The sequence below is a fragment of the Tissierellales bacterium genome (assembly GCA_025210965.1).
Lineage (GTDB): Bacteria > Bacillota > Clostridia > Tissierellales > JAOAQY01 > JAOAQY01.
Map to the genome: position 1 here is coordinate 15967 of JAOAQY010000098.1, position 19407 is coordinate 35373.

The 19407-nt window shown below is 34.8% G+C and carries 20 protein-coding genes; all 20 read right to left on the reverse strand.

Annotation, left to right across the window (positions count from 1 at the left end; genetic code table 11):
• Positions 1 to 55: 55 nt before the first annotated feature.
• Positions 56 to 1060 (reverse strand): deoxyguanosinetriphosphate triphosphohydrolase, encoded by a 1005-nt coding sequence (locus tag N4A40_07695; protein MCT4661730.1) that lies wholly within the window; start codon positions 1058 to 1060, stop codon positions 56 to 58.
• A 129-nt stretch (positions 1061 to 1189) separates the two neighbouring features.
• Positions 1190 to 2005 (reverse strand): kinase/pyrophosphorylase, encoded by an 816-nt coding sequence (locus N4A40_07700; protein MCT4661731.1) that lies wholly within the window; start codon positions 2003 to 2005, stop codon positions 1190 to 1192.
• 13 nt (positions 2006 to 2018) lie between these two features.
• Entirely contained in the window at positions 2019 to 3407 is a 1389-nt protein-coding gene (locus N4A40_07705; GenBank protein MCT4661732.1) for a glycine--tRNA ligase, read from the reverse strand.
• A gap of 27 nt (positions 3408 to 3434) precedes the next feature.
• Positions 3435 to 4175, reverse strand: a complete 741-nt coding sequence (recO, locus tag N4A40_07710; GenBank protein MCT4661733.1) for a DNA repair protein RecO — start codon at positions 4173 to 4175, stop codon at positions 3435 to 3437.
• 1 nt (position 4176) lies between these two features.
• Positions 4177 to 5064, reverse strand: a complete 888-nt coding sequence (era, locus tag N4A40_07715) for a GTPase Era (protein ID MCT4661734.1) — start codon at positions 5062 to 5064, stop codon at positions 4177 to 4179.
• A gap of 5 nt (positions 5065 to 5069) precedes the next feature.
• Positions 5070 to 5480: a cytidine deaminase gene (cdd, locus tag N4A40_07720; protein ID MCT4661735.1), complete on the reverse strand. Its 411-nt coding sequence runs from the start codon at positions 5478 to 5480 to the stop codon at positions 5070 to 5072.
• A gap of 11 nt (positions 5481 to 5491) precedes the next feature.
• A complete protein-coding gene (locus tag N4A40_07725; protein ID MCT4661736.1) occupies positions 5492 to 6640 on the reverse strand; it encodes a DUF3048 domain-containing protein in 1149 nt (382 codons plus the stop codon).
• 15 nt (positions 6641 to 6655) lie between these two features.
• Positions 6656 to 7963: a hemolysin family protein gene (locus N4A40_07730; protein ID MCT4661737.1), complete on the reverse strand. Its 1308-nt coding sequence runs from the start codon at positions 7961 to 7963 to the stop codon at positions 6656 to 6658.
• Between the two features lie 36 nt (positions 7964 to 7999).
• A complete protein-coding gene (gene ybeY, locus N4A40_07735; GenBank protein MCT4661738.1) occupies positions 8000 to 8455 on the reverse strand; it encodes an rRNA maturation RNase YbeY in 456 nt (151 codons plus the stop codon).
• A 4-nt stretch (positions 8456 to 8459) separates the two neighbouring features.
• Positions 8460 to 9458: a PhoH family protein gene (locus N4A40_07740; protein MCT4661739.1), complete on the reverse strand. Its 999-nt coding sequence runs from the start codon at positions 9456 to 9458 to the stop codon at positions 8460 to 8462.
• Positions 9459 to 9605: 147 nt separating this feature from the next.
• Entirely contained in the window at positions 9606 to 10049 is a 444-nt protein-coding gene (locus tag N4A40_07745) for a GatB/YqeY domain-containing protein (protein ID MCT4661740.1), read from the reverse strand.
• 18 nt (positions 10050 to 10067) lie between these two features.
• On the reverse strand, positions 10068 to 10247 hold the full coding sequence (rpsU, locus tag N4A40_07750) for a 30S ribosomal protein S21 (protein ID MCT4661741.1): 180 nt from the start codon (positions 10245 to 10247) through the stop codon (positions 10068 to 10070).
• A gap of 89 nt (positions 10248 to 10336) precedes the next feature.
• A complete protein-coding gene (locus N4A40_07755) occupies positions 10337 to 10681 on the reverse strand; it encodes a histidine triad nucleotide-binding protein (protein MCT4661742.1) in 345 nt (114 codons plus the stop codon).
• A 47-nt stretch (positions 10682 to 10728) separates the two neighbouring features.
• Positions 10729 to 12084, reverse strand: coding sequence for a tRNA (N(6)-L-threonylcarbamoyladenosine(37)-C(2))-methylthiotransferase MtaB (gene mtaB, locus N4A40_07760; GenBank protein ID MCT4661743.1), 1356 nt, complete (start codon positions 12082 to 12084; stop codon positions 10729 to 10731).
• Positions 12085 to 12322: 238 nt separating this feature from the next.
• The gene (locus tag N4A40_07765; GenBank protein MCT4661744.1) at positions 12323 to 13867 is read right to left on the reverse strand and encodes a YfcC family protein; all 1545 of its coding nucleotides are present in this window, start codon (positions 13865 to 13867) and stop codon (positions 12323 to 12325) included.
• 184 nt (positions 13868 to 14051) lie between these two features.
• Entirely contained in the window at positions 14052 to 14726 is a 675-nt protein-coding gene (locus N4A40_07770) for a Crp/Fnr family transcriptional regulator (protein MCT4661745.1), read from the reverse strand.
• Between the two features lie 60 nt (positions 14727 to 14786).
• A complete protein-coding gene (locus N4A40_07775) occupies positions 14787 to 15512 on the reverse strand; it encodes an N-acetylmuramoyl-L-alanine amidase (GenBank protein MCT4661746.1) in 726 nt (241 codons plus the stop codon).
• Between the two features lie 269 nt (positions 15513 to 15781).
• On the reverse strand, positions 15782 to 16606 hold the full coding sequence (locus N4A40_07780; protein ID MCT4661747.1) for an ABC transporter permease: 825 nt from the start codon (positions 16604 to 16606) through the stop codon (positions 15782 to 15784).
• Between the two features lie 3 nt (positions 16607 to 16609).
• Entirely contained in the window at positions 16610 to 17587 is a 978-nt protein-coding gene (locus N4A40_07785) for an ABC transporter permease (GenBank protein MCT4661748.1), read from the reverse strand.
• 2 nt (positions 17588 to 17589) lie between these two features.
• On the reverse strand, positions 17590 to 19314 hold the full coding sequence (locus tag N4A40_07790) for an ABC transporter substrate-binding protein (protein ID MCT4661749.1): 1725 nt from the start codon (positions 19312 to 19314) through the stop codon (positions 17590 to 17592).
• Between the last annotated feature and the right edge of the window lie 93 nt (positions 19315 to 19407).

Here is a 19407-nt window from a genome sequence, read left to right on the forward strand (position 1 = left end):
CTTCAATTTTCCTCTTTATTTACAAAAAATAATTTATAATTACTTTTCTACCAACCTAATCAATGCCCCAAGAACTTGGAAGATAATATTCCTTAAACTTCTTCAAAGCATAGCGATCTGTCATACCGGCTATGTAATATGTTACCTTATTTAGCTCACTAGTATTTAATTCTCTATACTCTTTTACCATCTTGTCTGGATGATCCTTGTAGTAATAATAAAGCATTTTCAAAAGTGTTTTTGCCTTATTTTCTTCATACTTCGCCTCTGGATTATGATATACCGCTTCAAACATAAAATCTCTCAACAAATCACTGTACTTTGCAATCTTCTCTCCTCTAGAAATAATATTTTTCCCTTCACTATGATCTACTATGTCTGTAATCATAGTCTCAATTCTATCTCCATGAGTTTTTCCAAGTACTTCAACACATTCTGAAGGCAAATCAGACTCGCTCAATATTCCAGCACGAATAGAATCATCTATATCATGATTTAGATAAGCTATCCTATCAGCAATTTTAACAACTTGACCTTCTAAAGTCATTGGCAACTTATCTCCAGTATGATTTAGTATCCCATCTCTAACTTCCATGCTCAAATTTAAACCACCTGAGCCTTTATGCTTTTCTATATAATCAACTATAAACAAGCTATATTCATTATGCTTAAACCCTTCTGGATTCAACTTATCAAGAACAAGTTCTCCACAATGTCCAAAAGGAGTATGACCTAAATCGTGCCCTAGCGCAATAGCTTCTATCAAATCTTCATTTAAACGCAATGCTCTACCTATAGTTCTAGCAATTTGAGAAACCTCTAAAGTATGAGTCAATCTTGTTCTATAGTGATCACCTGCTGGCGCTAAAAATACTTGTGTTTTGTGCTTCAATCTTCGAAATGCCTTCGAATGAAGTATTCGATCTCTATCCCTTTGATATATAGTTCTAAGTTCACATTGCTCCTCTTCAACAAATCTCCCAGATGAGTCAGCACTGTGCATTGCAAATTCACTCAAATTTTCACTTTCCCATTGTTCTCGCATTAGTCGATCGTTCATAGCATTCCTCCAAATTAAGACTTTCTCTATTGATACCCTTTATAAGGATTTCAAACCGAGCTCATAATCAAATAAAGAGTGCAAAGGCCTACTTTGCACTCTTGTAAACAAAATAATCTTCAAATTTTCTTAAACTACACTTATTTTTCTATGATGATTCAATATAACTTCTGCTGTCTCTTCAATTGCATTATTCGAAACATTAATCACTTTGCAACCTAATTTTTCAAATACACCATTGGCATGATCAATTTCTTCATAAATTCTATCTAGGTTTGCATAAGCAGCATTTTCATCTAAACCAAGTGCTTTAAGTCTCTCTATTCTGATTTCGTTAAGCTTTACAGGATTTGCAGTAAGCCCAACTATATGTCTTGGATCTATTTCAAAAAGCTCTTTTGGAAGACTCGCCTCTGGCACCAACGGTACATTGGCAACTTTCAGCGCCTTGTGAGCTAGGTACATACTAAGCGGTGTCTTTGAAGTTCTAGAAATTCCAATTAGAACCACATCGGCATCTAATATTCCTCTGTAATCCTTACCGTCATCATATTTCACTGCAAATTCAACAGCTTCTATTCTGCTAAAATAAGATTTATCCATCTTTTTTGATGCTATCAATATATTCTTGGACTTTTGTCCGAGCTTATCTTCAAAAGTGTCCAACAATGTACCATAAACATCGATGACTGTAATCTCACGTTCTCTAGCTTTTTTCATCAAATAATTCTTAATTCTCGGTAAAAATATAGTAACCAAAATCATACTTTGTTGTGGTTTATCTATTTTTTCAATCAAATCATCAATCTGATCCTTTTCCGTAATATAAGGAAATCTTTTTAATGAAAAATTCGTCATATCAAATTGATTTGTAATAGCCCTAGCTAAACTCTCTCCAGTCTCAACAATATAATCAGATACGACATATAGCTCACATATTTCCATTTAAACCACAACCTTAAAATTCTATTTTTTTGTCAATATACGCTTCTAATTCATCAATTTTAATTCTAACTTGCTCCATAGTATCACGATCTCTGACTGTAACACTAGCGTCTTCTAATGAATCATAGTCAAATGTAATACAAAGTGGCGTACCAATCTCATCTTGTCTTCTATATCTTTTACCAATACTACCAGTAACATCGTAATCTATCATAAATCTCTTAGCCAATTTCTCAAAAACTACCTCAGCATCATCTGAAAGTTTTTTAGTAAGTGGAAGTACTGCAGCTTTAAATGGTGCTAATGCTGGATGGAACTTCATAACAGAACGTGATGAACCATCTTCTAACTCCTCTTCTTTGTAAGCATCAACTAAGAACGCAAGCGTAACACGATCTGCTCCAAGCGATGGCTCTATAACATATGGTACATACTTTTCATTTTTCACCTGATCATGGTATCTCAAATCCTGACCTGAAACTTCCATATGACGTGATAAGTCAAAATCAGTACGATCTGCTATACCCCAAAGTTCTCCCCAGCCAAATGGGAATAAGTACTCGAAATCTGTAGTAGCATTACTGTAATGAGAAAGCTCTTCTTTGTCGTGATCTCTAAGTCTTAATTTTTCTTCTTCAATACCAAGATTTAATAACCAATCGCGGCAGAAATCTTTCCAATATGCAAACCACTTAAGATCTTCACCTGGCTCGCAGAAAAACTCAAGCTCCATTTGCTCAAATTCACGAGTTCTAAATGTAAAGTTACCAGGAGTAATTTCATTTCTAAAAGATTTACCAATTTGAGCTATACCAAATGGAATTTTCTTTCTAGATGATCTAGTAACACTCTTGAAGTTTGTAAATATACCTTGAGCAGTCTCTGGTCTAAGATAAATCTCTGATTTTGAATCCTCAGTTACACCTTGGAATGTTTTAAACATAAGATTAAATTGTCTGATATTTGTAAACTCATGCTCTCCACATTTAGGACACTTAATTCCATTTTCAGAAATATATTCTTCCATTTTTTCATTTGACCAGCCATCAACTACTTCTTCATGACCTTTTTTCTTCATGAAATCTTCAATTAAATTATCTGCTCTCCATCTTGCCTTACATTTTTTACAGTCCATAAGAGGATCACTAAATCCACCTAAATGTCCTGACGCTACCCAAGTTTGTGGATTCATAAGAATAGCAGCATCTAAACCTACATTGTACTTGCTCTCCTGTACGAATTTTTTCCACCATGCTTTTTTTACATTATTTTTAAGCTCTACACCTAATGGACCATAGTCCCATGTATTTGCCAATCCACCATAGATTTCAGATCCTGGGAATACAAAACCTCTAGATTTTGATAGTGATACTATTTTTTCCATTGTCACTTTATTTGCCATGTTGAAATCCTCCTTTATCGTCATATGCTAATAAAGCATATTTTCTATTTCTTTAATAAATGCCATAGATTTTAACTCACTAATCTCAGTGTGATAATATATATAATCAAGCAAAATTATTGTGATTTTTTCTACCATCTCTTTATTATAATAAATTTTCGCGATTTCTTCAAATCTTATATAGGTAATCTTCATCAAAAAAGCTGCAATTTCTTCACCAATCGAGTCATAAGTCATGTCTTTACGCTCATTAGCAAGGCTCCCTTGAGCAATACTAAAAAAACACGGCGTTAGCTTAGAATCATACTCTTGATGATTTATTCTATAACCCAATATAGAAATCAACTTTACTGTAAAAGAAAGTGTAAGTATTTTTTTCAACAAATCATCATCCAGCTCAATCAATGTGCGAAGATATTTATCAAACATATCGTAAATCCTATGATGTTCATCTTCTTCCAACAATAATTTTGACAATAACTCTGCACAAAGCATAGCATAAGAATAACCAATCAAATCTTCCCTAATCTTATAGTGGCTATCCAAGAGATCACAACCATTTATTGAATAATACTTTTTCCCCCGATAAAGCTGAAATTGTCCCCTAACTAACAATTGAGAGCAAGACAAATATTTACTCTTATTTCGTCTTGCTCCTCTTGCCATAACGGCTAAATTTCCTCTATCTTTTGTAAATATGGTCAATATCAGATCATCGTCTCTATAATTTACTTTTTTTAAAACGATTCCCTCTATGTCCAAAATCATTTTACTTATAACCCATGCGCTTAACTAAGTGTTCTTTTTCTCTCCAGTTCTTATTTACCTTAACCCAGAGCTGTAAATTTACCTTACTTCCCATGAATTTTTCGATTTCTTCTCTAGCGCTCTTACCTATACCTTTTAGCTTTCGACCGCCTTTTCCTATAATTATTCCCTTATGAGATTCCTTCTCACAGTGAATAGTAGCATGTATATCAATAATTTCTTGATTAGCTCTTTGAGAAAATTTCTCTACGCTTACCGCAATTCCATGTGGAACCTCTTGATCTAAATAGTGAAGTCCTTTTTCTCTAATAATCTCAGAAACGATAACACGCTCAGTTTGATCCGTTATCATGTCATCAGGGTAATACATCGGACCTTCCTCTAAAACATTGTATAGGGCCGTCATTACACCATTTGTATTGGCTCCCTCTTTCGCTGAAATAGGAACTATAGCGTCAAACAATTCCATATCATCAAATTTATCTATCAAACGCTCCAAAAGCGCCTCACTTAACAAATCTATCTTATTTAAAACCAATATTTTAGGAACTTTTAACCCCTTCATCTTTTCTAATATGAATTGATCCCATTTCCCCATTTCTTTACTATTGTCAACCACCCAAACTACTGCATCAATATCCTTAAGCGCTTCAAACGTCTGCACTTCCATATATTTTCCTAAATCATTCTTAGCCTTCTGAATACCCGGAGTATCCAAGAACACCACTTGCATTTTGTCATTTGTAAAAATACATTTAATTTGATTTCTAGTAGTTTGTGGCTTATCAGAAATTATACTGATTTTCTCTCCGATAATTTGATTTAATAAAGTTGATTTTCCAACATTTGGTCTGCCTATAATTGACACAAAACCTGATCTAAATTCCATAAATTTTAAAACTCCTTTTTCTTAGCACCTAAATCCTCTGGCCCAAAGCCAAATGGGAATAGATCCTCTAATGTATATTCCTTATAATCATCTACATCATTTGCAATGATTATTCTAAGTTCTTTTGAAAACTCTCGCATAACTTGTCTGCACACTCCACAAGGATAGGTATAACCATCCACATCACTTGTTATTACAATCATTTCAAATTCTTTTACACCTTCTGAAATTGCTTTAAAATAAGCAGTACGCTCTGCACAATTCGTCGGTGTATAAGATGCTGATTCAATATTACACCCCGTATAAACCTTCCCATTTTTAGCCAACAATGCTGCCCCAACCCTAAACTTAGAATATGGAACATAGGCAAAATTCTTAGCTTCAATAGCCTTTTCAATCAACGTCTTAATCTCCAATGTCTTGCCTCCTATTCTATCTTCATCTTAGTACTTAATTTAATAACTTGAATCCAAGTTTTACCAGGATTCAAAGATATTACATTTCCATCAGAATCTTTGTAGATAGTCTTCGCTCTACGATCTGACTTCTCCCAAGTTACAGCGATAGCCTTACCATTAGTGACATAGTAGCCCTTACCCGTACCAACAAACTTCACAGAATATCTTCCATAACTATCTATAGTATTTGTATCAGCTCTTTGAATTAATATATTCTTAGCTGTAATTGGCTCTTGATTATTCTCATCTACATGAAGCTTACCATCTTTGTAGCGCTTGTAGACCTTATTTTCCGCATCATACTTGTATTCAGTGATATTTTCCCTTTGATAGTCAATCCATACAAAATTAGCAACATCACCGCTTGCCATATCCGTATCTTCTAAATTAAACTTAAAAGTATCGTACTTTGGTTCTTGTCTATACTTATGCTGTTTTTGAGCACTTCTAATTTTATCTATATCAGTATACAGAGTATGCTCTCCTTTTTTACCAGTTTTATAATATCTATAAAAAGCTCCACCAGAATTTCTAATTTCATCAATATCAGCAACTCCAAGAGCCTTAATATCCGCAAAAGCCTGCTCGCTACCACCACAATGAGTATAAACAGCATCATATTCCAATGCCTTTGTTATAAAATACGGTCTTGCACTTCTAACTGGTCCTATTCTAACTGGTTTATTTTCCAAAAATATAGCCATATACCTAGTAATAGTTCCCTCTGCTAAAAACTCATATACTATATCCGCTTCACCAACACCAGCTTGCCATCTAGCTGCTCTGTGATTATCTAACATAACTGCTATAGGTCTTTTTTCAAGAATACTAGCATCCTTAACAAATTGACCTGTAAGAGGTGACAAATACGATACTTCTGCCTCACCTTGCTCACCTTCTGTACCTTGATTAGAAACATCTTCTTGATCTTTTTCATCGGGCTTAACTTCCGTAGACTCAGAACTACTTTCTTCTTTTCCATCTACAGTTATAGGATTTTCTTGACCTGCTTCAGTGCTTATACTGTGATCTTTCTCAACTTCAGCTTTTTCTCCGCCACAAGCTGATAACAAACTCGCTGCTACTAATATTGTCAATAAAATCTTTCGTTTATTCATATCCTCGCTCCCAATCTATTCTTCGATTTCTTCTTCGAATTTTTCTAATATCTCAACAAAAACCTCTTTAACTCTTCGCTTCATTACCTTCTTTACTATGAAAATAAGCCCTTCATGCTCAACTTTATCCCCATTTTTAGGAACCCTATCAAGCGTATTGAATATATATCCGCCTACAGAATCATAGTCTTCTTTATCTTCATCACTAAATTTCACATCAAAGGCATCTTCAACCTCTTCTAAATCCATATCTCCAGTAATAATATACTTGTTGTCGGCAATTTGCTCTATCTTCTTTTCTTCAGAATCATATTCATCAAATATTTCTCCTACGATTTCTTCCAAAATGTCCTCTATGGTAACCAAACCTTCTGTACCACCATATTCATCAAGTACTATGGCCATATGCACCTTTTTTAACTGTAATTCTTTAAGAAGCTTGCTTAGTTTCTTGCCTTCTGGTATATAATATGCCTCTCTCAAGAGTTCATTGAGCTTTGCAGTCTTTAAATCACGCTTAGCGTCAGCTGCTATCTTTAATAAATCCTTTGCATAAACTATACCTATGATATTGTCTATACTCTCTCTGTAAACAGGTATTCTAGAATGTCCCTTCTCCATAACCAAAGCAATGACTTCCTCTACAGAAGTATCATCTTCTATCGCTACCATATCAATTCGCGGAATCATAATATCAGACACTTCAGCCTCATCGATTTCGAACACACCCTCAATCATCTCACGCTCTTGATGTTTCACTACGCCCTCTTCTTCGCCAACATCTACTAATGACATTATTTCCTCTTCAGTAACCACAGCTGTAACTCCACGCATTTCTCCTCCAGCAATTCTGATAACTAGGTTTGAAATAGTTGTAAACAACCATAAAAGTGGCTTGAATATAACCTGTAAAAACTGCAGAATTCCTGAAGTCTTTAGTGCAACTTTCTCTGCATTTTGTGCAGCATAGGACTTCGGTGAAATCTCTCCAAATATGAGAATCAACGTAGTCATTATAAAAGTCGCCAAAAGAACACCCTGCCCTCCACCAACTAGTCTTCCAACTAATTGAGTCGTAATAGCAGTAGCCGCAATATTTACAATATTATTTCCAAGCAAAATAGTAATCAAAAAATCATTCAATTTGTTTTTCAAAATGTCCATCAAGCGCTCGATATCTTTTTTGCTCTCACTTTCCTCTAATTGCCTTATCTTAGCAATATTCATCGCCATCAAAGCAGTCTCAGAACTAGAAAAAAACGCCGAGCACAAAAGTAATACAATCAAAATCACCAAATTCAAATACAAGTCAGCATCCGCCAAAATTAATCCCTCCTGAAGCATAATTATGTGATCTAGTTAGTTTTTAAACACTTCTATCTCTTTCATTATCTCTTTTTCTTTACCTCGCATTATAACCTTTTCTTCTTCAATCATGTGATCATAGCCCAAAAGATGAAGTATACTATGTGCTGTCAAATAAAGCATCTCCCTCTCGAAACTATGTCCAAAATCAGCAGATTGTTCTAAAGCTCTCTCACACGATATAACTATATCTCCTAGTATTACCTCTTCTTCCATCCCAAACTCATCTTCTCCCATAGGAAAAGAAAGTACATCCGTTGGCATATCCTTGCCTCTAAAATCAGAATTCAAATTCTGTATTTCATTATTGTCAACAAATGATACACTCACCTCTGATTCCAATGTTTGATTTTCCATAACCAATGCTATCTTTATTACTTCTATCATAGAATCCATCAATTCTTGACTAATCTCTAATTTATCTTGTCTATCATCGAAATAAACGTTCACTGTCCTACCTCCTATTGTTATGTTTTTTTTCATGTTTATTCTGATTCTTTTCACTAATTTCATAAGCCTCTATCACTCGCTGAACCAAAGGATGTCTTACAACATCTACTTTAGAAAAATGACTTATCTCTATACCTTTTATACCCTCTAATATCCTAAGAGCATCAATTAAACCTGACTTTTTGCCCCTCGGAAGGTCTACCTGAGTAATATCTCCAGTAATTATTGCTCTAGACCCATATCCAAGTCTAGTCAAAAACATCTTCATTTGCTCCTTAGTGGTGTTTTGGGCCTCATCTAATATAACATAAGCTGCATCTAGAGTTCGCCCTCTCATGTACGCTAGAGGAGCTATTTCTATAGCACCTTTTTCCTGAAATCCCATAAGAGCTTCTGGTCCTAGTATATCATAAAGCGCATCATTTATAGGCCTGAGATAAGGTCCTATCTTATCTTGCAAATCACCAGGTAAAAATCCAAGATTTTCGCCTGCTTCCACAGCTGGTCTCGTAATTATGATTTTATTAACCTCTCCCTTTTTAAATGCACTGATAGCTTTTGCTACTGCCAAATAAGTCTTTCCCGTACCCGCTGGACCTATACCAAATACTATATCATTTTTGTGCATACGGTCTATGTACTGCTTTTGCCCCATAGTTTTTGGCTTGATAGGCTTTCCTTTATAAGTAACACAAAGAATTTCATCTAATTGCTTCGTCAAATCTTTGTGACCATTTTCTCTCATCATCTGAATCTGATAATTCAAATCTTGCTTTGATAAATGCTTTTTCTGCTCTATTAGTACTACTAGATTTGAAATCAATTCCTCTACAGCTTCTACTCTCTTCTCGTCACCATTTAACTTCAATCCACTATCTGTTGGCATAAGCAAAACTTTTGTCTCTCGCTCTATCATCTTTTTAAACTGATCATGTCTGCCAAACAAAGCCTGGATTATTTGCTGGTGATTAACTTCAAAAACTAATTCTTTATTATAATCCACCACGAAGCCTCCCAAAATTTTTGTCTTTATATAATATACTCTAACAGCCTTTATTTCAATAATAAATATACGTCTTAAATATACCATATATAGCTAAATTAATCCAGTTTTTAGAGTCAAAAAAAACCTGGATATAAATATCCAGGATTAATTTAAATGCTTTTTAACCATTTGATTTACAATAGTACCATCGGCGCGTCCTTTCACCTTTGGCATAACAGCTCCCATTACCTTACCCATATCACGCATGCTCTCAGCTCCAGTAGCTTCAATAGCTTCTTTCACGATAGCTTCAACTTCCTCTTCAGAAAGTTGCTCTGGCATGTACGGTTCAAGTAATTTAATCTCAGACTCTGCTTGCTCAACCAAATCGTCACGATTCGCTTTTTTGAAGTCTTCTATGGAATCTTTCTTTTGCTTAATCTGCTTCGCAATAATATCGATAACATCAGCATCAGAAAGCTCTGTTCTAGTATCAACTTCCTTTTGCTTGACAGCGGCTCTAGCCATCATCAAGACATCTTTCTTCAACTTTTCTTTGTTGCGCATTGCAACCTTAAAGTCTTCCATCAACTGCTCTTTTAATGACATAACTTCTCACCTCGAGAATTATCTTCTTTTATTTTTTCTTCTTGCAGCCTCAGCTTTTAATTTCTTTTTAACACTAGGCTTTTCATAGCGTTGGTGTTTTCTAGCTTCTTTCAAAATACCTGCTTTAGCAATGTCTCTTCTAAATCTCTTTAGTGCGTTTTCCAAAGATTCGTTGTTACCTACTTTAACTTCTGCCATGTTCATAACCTCCCCTCTCATACCGCAGTAAAACTGCAGGAGAATTCGGACTTTGTTATTATACTATACTTTCACGCATAAATCAAGCCCTAACCTGCTGGCCAATTTAATTTTCTTCCACCTAATAAATGAAAGTGTAAATGCTTAACTTCTTGTCCACCAAGTTCACCACAATTAGCAACCAAACGATAGCCGTCAGATGCGATGTTTTCCTGTCTTGCAATCTTTTGAGCTGCTAGCACTAAATGTCCAGCAAGCTCTTTATCCTTATCTTCTAAGGCCTCAAGTGATTCGATATGAGCTTTAGGTATAATCAAAACATGCGTAGGTGCACTTGGATTAATATCTCTAAAAGCATAAACTAACTCGTCCTCATAGACTTTATCAGATGGAATATCACCTTTGATGATCTTGCAAAAAATACATTGATCCATGCTATTCACCTCCCATCTCACTATCTTTTATTATACCTCTTTTACAGTTAATTTAAAATCCCTATTAGCAAATTTCCTAAAACTTTTTCAAGTTTAACAGAAGCAATCGCACCTTCTTCGATTTCTCCCTCTATTCCAACCTTCAAATAATTTTTCGTATGCCCAACAACATGACCATTTTCATGTTGTTCAAAAAGTACATCATAGCTTTTTCCTAACTGAGACTTTTTAAATTCATTCGAAAGCATTTCAACCACATCTATTAAAATTTTACTTCTCTCATTTTTCACATTGCCATCTACTTGGTCTTTTCTCTCTGCTGCTACTGTACCACTTCTTGGAGAATATCTAAATACATGAACCTCTGCAAACCTTACAGTCTTTACAAACTCTGCAGTTGTCTTAAACTCTTCATCTGTTTCTCCAGGAAAACCAACTATAATATCAGTAGTAATAGCCGCATCTGGATAAAAACTCCTAATATCATCGACTGCATCTAAATACTCTTTTGTGTTGTACTTTCTATTCATTCTCTGGAGCACACTATCACAGCCACTTTGAAGTGATAAATGAAAATGCGGACAAAAACTATCTATAGACTTCATTCTTTCTAGAAAATCATGTGTAATATACGTAGGCTCTAATGAGCTGAGTCTAATTCTATCTACACCCTCTACATTAGCAACTTCTTCAATTACATCCACAAGTCTTTGCTCTCCTAAATCCTTACCATACGACCCCACATGAATTCCGGTAAGCACAACCTCCTTGTAACCATTTGAAACTAACCTTTTAACCTCTTTGACTATATTTTCCATTAATCTACTTCTAATCGGCCCTCTAGCATATGGAATTATACAATATGAACAAAAATTATTGCATCCCTCTTGAATTTTTATATATGCTCTAGTCATACCATCCGTTTCCGAAATCTCCGACTCATCAAATACTCTGTTTTTCATGATATCAGATACAACAGCGATTTTGTGTTGCTCCCTTGCAAACTCCTCACAAAGCTCAACTATCTTGTATTTATCCTTTGTGCCTGCTATAACATCTATCTCTTCTATCTCTCGCACCTTATCCTCTGCTACCTGCACATAACAACCAACCGCCGCTACTATTGCATTTGGATTGTGTTTTTTCACTCTTCTAATAACCTGTCTAGATTTTCTATCACTCAAATTCGTTACCGTACAAGTATTTATGATGCAAACATCCGCAAACTCTTCTTCCGAAACAACTTCATACCCCTTTGCTTCAAACTTTTCTATCATAGATTCCGTTTCGTAGGAATTCACTTTACAACCTAACGTGAACGTAAATACCGTTTTTTTACGTCCATGCTTCTCGAAAAATTCTTTACTATCAAGATTTATATCAACTTTTTCCTTAATTTCCATAGTGATAACTTCCTCCTAAATTCTTTCATAACCTAATTCTCTATTCATAACATTTCTAATTTACGCATAAATATAATCTACCATACAGTCTGTAAATATTCAACGTGAAATATAAGTAAATTAAAAACACTTTCTAGTTATTATCTCTTTTTTCTTAGCAAAAATATTTTTTACAACAAAAAACCTAGAGTTTAGAATTAATCTATACTCTAGGTTTTGATTTTAAATTTTGATTTTTCTACAAGAATGCTTGTAATAATAATATTACTACTGAAAATCCACCTATGATACCCATTAGTGGCAATATGAATTTAAGCCATTTATCGTAAGTAACATCAACCATCGACAATGTAACTAGAATCAAACCAGTTGGTGTTATAAATGCCATCAAGCCTTGTCCATATTGATATGCACTTACAATTACATCTCTTGATAATCCTACAGTATCCGCAAGTGGTGCCATGATTGGCATTGCTAAAACTGCTAGACCAGATGATGAAGGTATAAAGAATCCCAATACCGTAAATATAATTAGCATCAATACAGAAAATACTCCAACATTCATTCCTGATACCACATTTGTTGCGCTATGAAGAATAGTATCTGATATAAGGCCATTATCCATAATCAAGTTAACAGCTCTAGCCACTCCAATAGTAAGTGCTACACCTACTAAATCAGCTGCTCCAGCAACAAAATTCTGAACTGCTAGCTTCTCTCCCATACCTGAAGCTATACATATAACTATACCAACTGCAAGGAATAGTGATGTCATTTCCATGAACCACCAACCTTGAGATGCAACTCCCCATATCATGACAAAAAATGCCGATGCAAACAATGTAAGCATGAATTTTCTTCTACCATTAAATTCTGGAATCTCTTTAGTTGAATGTAAAAATTTCTTTTCGATATCTGCTTTTTGAGAATAGATAAGAGATTTTGTAGGATCTTTCTTTATCTTTTCCGCATATTTGATAATATAAACTATAGTTATTATAGTTGCAAGTACAAGACCTATAACTCTAAATACCATACCATCCGTAAATGATATTCCTGCCGCATTTGATGCTATAACAGCAGAGAATGGGTTTACTGTAGAAAACATAGTACCTATAGATGATCCCATATAAAGAGCCGCTATACAGACTATCGCATCATATCCTGCTAACATAAATACCGGAACTAATATCGGATACAGAGCTATCGTTTCCTCCGCCAAACCAAACGTCGTACCACCACATGAAATCAAGAATGTAATGATGATAATTAATAAATATTCTTTTCCTTTCGTCGCAGTTGATAAACTAGCAAAACCGGCATCAAACGCTCCGCTTGCATTTAGCACCCCTATTATACCACCTATTATAAATACGAACATGATAATTTCAATAGTATCATATACTCCTGATATAGGTGCTTGAAGAACCTCTATAAAACCCTGTGGTCTAGAATCCAATTGTTCGTAAGTACCAGGAATAGCAATTGCTTTATTGATACTACCCTCAGTAAACTTTTCAATACCTACTTTAATTCCCAATTGATCCAATGTTTCTTGAGTTGCTCCATACTCTGTAACTGACTTATCTGGCGCAGTTACTACAAACATACTTGACTCATCATCAAATACCAATTTTGCATAAGAACCTGCCGGAACAAGATGAGTTAACACAGCTGCCAAAATTAAAACAATAAATAATACCGTATACGCTGTTGGGAAACTCCTTTTTTTCTTTTCTGGTGTTGGAAAACTCTTTTTCTTCTTTTCTGCTATTGCACTCATATTATACCCCCTGAATATAATTTTTTAGGCTTTTTGAACTTCTCTTCACCAATATAAATACTATATTAATTTACATTAATTGTTTGTAGCTTGGACTACAAAACTCCGAACAATAAATTTATATTTTATTTAATTTTTGAACATATAATATGAGCTTTTCTATATACCATTTAACCTACATAAGTTATATTGGTATATTAGTGAATTTTTCTAATCCTTTTATATCTTTTATCAATATTTTTCTATCAACAAACTCTATCAACTCTAGCTCTACAAATTTCTTTATCCCTCTAGTTACAGTAACTCTATTGAGCCCCACTCTATTTGCAATATCTTCATGTGTAAATAAAATATCCATAGTTTCTTCACATGAAGGATTTTCCTCTGCATAATACAGTCTTATAAAAAAATCTGCCAATCTACCTAGCGAATCATTAAATTTATGATTCGCTAGCTCTAACATCACTATGCGATATTTTTTTACTATGCTAGTTAGAAAATAAGAATATATATCTGGATTTTTTTTAAACTTTTCTTCTAGAACCTTTCTGCCTATAACCGCTATCTTACAACTCTTCATAGTCTTATTCACTACATAACTTCTGCTTCCATCAAAATAATCTATCTCCCCGAATATATTTCCTCTCAAAAGTCTATAGTAATTAATCATACTTCCATTTTTAGAAAACATCACTTGATTCAACTCCCCCTCTAGAACCAAGTATATATGATTATTATCTGGCGGATTTATTATCACGCCTTTCTCAAACCATTTGATAATTCCTTCATTTGCAAAGTTTTCTATAAAAAATCTATCCATCTCAATCTGTGTATTCTGATCAAATATTTTCTCATACATCACTTTTAACCTCTCTTTAAGTCTTTCGCTTATATGAACCATTGCTCAAAACATCTATGTTTAGTTTTTATCACAATCCCTTTGTTTTATAATTCTCTCTACTATTGTAAAAAACAACCAATTTGGAACTGGCTCATCTAATTTATCCATCCATATTTTTGGAGAATCTATAATTTTTTTATCAGCTAAGTAAACTAACGCTTCTTTTCCTAATTCATATTTCCAAGAATCACTAGTATTCACTGATGTCATTTTGATTTTGACCTTCTCCTTAAATAATTCAAACTCCTTTGGATGATCCACAAAATACTTTGGACAATTCTTCCAACCTACAACTTGTTTATGAGTCCAAATATCGACTAATGGATCTAAATCGTATCTCGTACACAAATCTGCACATCTAGCTATCAGAGTAGCAATCGTCTCATCAGTCATATTTCCTTGCCAATCCACGTGCGTACATTCAATTCCATATGTACAATCATTTGGATAGTCACTGAGACTTACTAGTGCTTCGTCAGTATATGTCTTAGAGCCGACATGATAAGCTATCTCATTTTCTGGTATAGCAATGACTACATCTCCATTTAAATCTATAATTTCATGAGCAGATCCATAACTTTTTTCTCCCCCCTTCCTACTTTCAAAAAAGTTCCTGTTCGCAATAGCTGAAGTATTTGGGTTTGCTACCCAGTGTATAACCAACGCTTTTATCCTCTTTAAATCTTTTTGTGGTCTACTATACTTGTTTGGTGTTATATAATCTTCTATAATTTTGTATTCCATGATGCATTCCTCCTTATATATAAGTCACTACTTTATAGATAGATTTGTAAACCTCTAAAATCAACTTTTTTTAAATTAACTTTAGTATACAGCGTAATCCCCTAAATTTCAATATATTAAACAATCAGAAAATATTTGACATTTTAATTCAAACTATGCTACAATCTCTCCAATTACCAAAAATAAATATAAAATAGAAAAAATCATAGATTTAAAGTTCTGTCAAAAAACTTTAAATCTATGATTTTTATTTATATAGAATTTACATACTAGAACTTCGTATCCTTGCTTAGTTTTTGTCCAATCAGATTTACACAAAGCACTACAAAAAATATGCATATTCCAGCTGGCATCCACTGCCACCAATTATTTTTAAGCACACTCATAGTCCTTGCTGCCATTAAAATATTTCCCCAGCTAGAATCCGGCGGCATTATTCCCATGCCGAGGAAACTTAGACTTGATTCAGAAAGTATAGCCGATGATATTGAGAGCGTAACCTGAACTAACATGAGTGGTGCTACATTTGGAAGTATATGCTTAAATATTACTCTAGCACCACTCGCTCCTAGGGTTTTAGCCGCTAGTACAAATTCTGACTCTCTAAGCTTTAAACTCTCCGCTCTTATTATAAAATATATACTAGGCCAGCCAAGTACTCCAAGCACTATTACAACACTCCAAAAACCAGCCCCAACTACTGAGACTAGACTAATAGCCAGTATGAAAAATGGAAAGCATTGAATCAGCTCTGCAAATTTCATCATCATTATATCTATCCAACCTCCAAAATATCCCGAAGTCATTCCCATCCCTACACCGATGGTCAATTGTATAAATGCAACCGTAAAACCAACTGTCATGGATATTCTGCCGCCATATAACATTCTCGAATAGATATCCCTTCCTAATTCATCACACCCTAGCAAATGCGATGAATTTGGCGGGCTATCTGCTGATATGAGATCTACATCATTCGGATCATAATTAGTTAAAAGAGGTGCCGCAAAACAAACCATAGTAATAGTCAGCAATATCATAATTAGTAAAATTGTAAATACTCCCCGCTTATTTCGATTTATATTTGATTTCATCCTCTACTCACTCCCCTTCACTAATCTGATTCTAGGGTCAATGAGTGCATAGATAAAATCTGCACAAAAATTCACCACAACTACCACAACAGTATTTACAAGTAGTACTCCCATTATAAGCGGATAATCTCTACCAAGCACAGCATCAAATCCGAGTTTACCCATGCCGGGGTAACTAAATATGGTTTCCGTAATCATTGCACCTGAAAATACCATAGGAGCCTGCAAACTAAGCAAAGCAACTATAGGAATTGCCATATTTCTAAACGCATGCTTCCAAAGAATCGCCTTTCGTCCTATTCCTTTTGACTTAGCAGTTCTTATATAATCAGAGCGCAGCTCTCTCTCCATATTTGTCATTGTAAACTGAACTATAGCAGGTATATTCATGAGCATAAGCACAGCCACCGGAAGTATCATATGTGCTATCCTATCTACAAATACGTCCACAAACGGAGCACTACTTGAAATTTTAAGCGAGTACATACCTGAAGCAGGTAGCAATTTCAAATCATAGGCAAACCACTTTATGAACAATATCCCCATGAAAAAACTTGGAAGACTAAGTAGAGCTATAGAACTTGACTGCACAATATTCTTAAACCACTTAGATCCACCTCCAGCTTTTATTCCTATCGCTATTCCAGCGATAGAGCTAAGTACAAAAGATACACTTACAAGCACTATCGAATGTAACAAATACTTCTTGATAAGCATAATTACCGGCTGTCCATGCTTTATGGAATACCCCAAATCACCAGAAATTACTTGGCGAAGCCATTTAAGATACTTAAGCCAAATAGGATCATAGTAGCCAAGTTTTACAAGCATCTGCTCAAACTGCTCTGCCGATACATCTGGCCCTAGTCTATCAAGATAGGGATTACCTGGCTGCATGTGAGTAAGAGCAAACACAGCCATTGTAATAAGTATCAATAGTACAAATGATGATAGTAATTTCTTTAGAACAAATTTTTTCATATCTAGTTTTCTATCTTCCAATCTTCAACATCTACAAATCTAGTGTAAGTACTTGGATTGTAATTTTTCAAATGTGGATTATGTGCCATCATGATATCTTTAGAATACAAAGTAACCCAAGGAAGTTCTTTATTCATGAGCACACCAAAATCATTGTAAATCTTAGTTCTCTCGTTTTGGTCAGTAGTTGCAAGACCAGCTTCCATAAGCGAATCTGCATCAACATTTTGGAACCCAGCTATATTCCAAGCATATACACCTTTTTCATCACTCATAGCAGTTGAATGCCAGTATGGTTTTGGATCTGGGTCTGAATCTAAACTATTGCCCATTAGATATAAATCAAACTCATGATTTCCAACTACTTTGGCCATAGTAGCTTTAAATTCTAACATCTCTAATTCCATATCTACACCCAAATCTTTCATATAGCTTTGAATTATAGGAGCAGAGTCTTCTCTAGATTTATCACCTGATGGATACGTAAGTACAACCTTAAAATCATTACCATCTTTATCTTCTAGTATTCCATCATTATCTCTATCTTCCCATCCCGCTTCTGCCAATAAAGCTTTCGCCTTTTCAACATCGTATTCGTAAGGGTTTAAGCTACTCGCATCAGGATATGCCCAGCCAGTTGGAATCATAGGAGTATTTATAAGCTGTCCCTGACCGCCTACCAGTACATCTACCATAAGTTTTCTATCTATACCATGCATGATAGCCGATCTAACCTTTATATCTTTGAATCTATCATCTCTAAGATTAAATCCCATATATTGAATCAAATTGTTTGGGAAAGATGAAAGCGCGATGCCATTTGCCTCTAAATCTTGGATATCATTAGGTTTCATGTCCGATACATCTGCGATATCTACCTCTCCATTTTCAAGCTCTACTTGAACGCTGTCTCGACTAGTTATTTTAAATATAAAGTTTTTCGTAGCAACAGGTCCATCAAAATAATCTTCATTTGCTTCTAATTTCAAATGATGTCCATCTTCAAATTCTACAAACTTATAAGGACCACAGCCAATAGGATTTGCAAGTAATTCAGACGATTCTTGCCAATCAGCTACAGCAACTTCTCCCCAAATATGCTTAGGAAGTATGCCAAATTGACCAATATTCATAAGAGCTGGAGCATAAACATCTTTTAGCTCTATAGAAATAGTTTGACCCTCTACATTTATACCACTTATGTGGTCTGCATCTCCTGCATTGTACTCATCATAACCTACTATTCCTTCCACAGTACTTCCATAAGCACCTGTATATCCTGCATCTGCTAAACTTTCAAATGTAAACACAACATCTTCTGATGTCACCGTCTGTCCATCATGCCATTTTATATCATTTCTAAGCTCAAACGATAAAGTCTTTTCATCCTCTGATACGCTCCATGACTTCGCCATAGCAGGTATCATCTTCATATTCACATCATAACCTATAAGAGAATCATAAACCAGACCGTTTACCGATCCATCATAAGTAGTATTTGAAAGCGCTGGATTGAAAAATCCATCTGGCGAACTCCAAAGTGCATACACTATTGTATCCTTGAATGTAACTTCACTTTCTGCTTTTTGAGCACTCTCAGTGCTTTCTGTTTGAAGTGCTGAAGATTCTTTTTCTACCTTCTCATCTCCACCATTTGAACAACCAACTCCCGACATCATTATCATAGCTGAAGCCAATAACAATGCCATTATCTTTATCTTTTTCATATAACCTACCCCCAATAAACAAAATAGACGTACCCAAAGAACACAAAGATTCTTTCAAGCACGCCTTAGTATTGTAATACGATAGGAAATCAA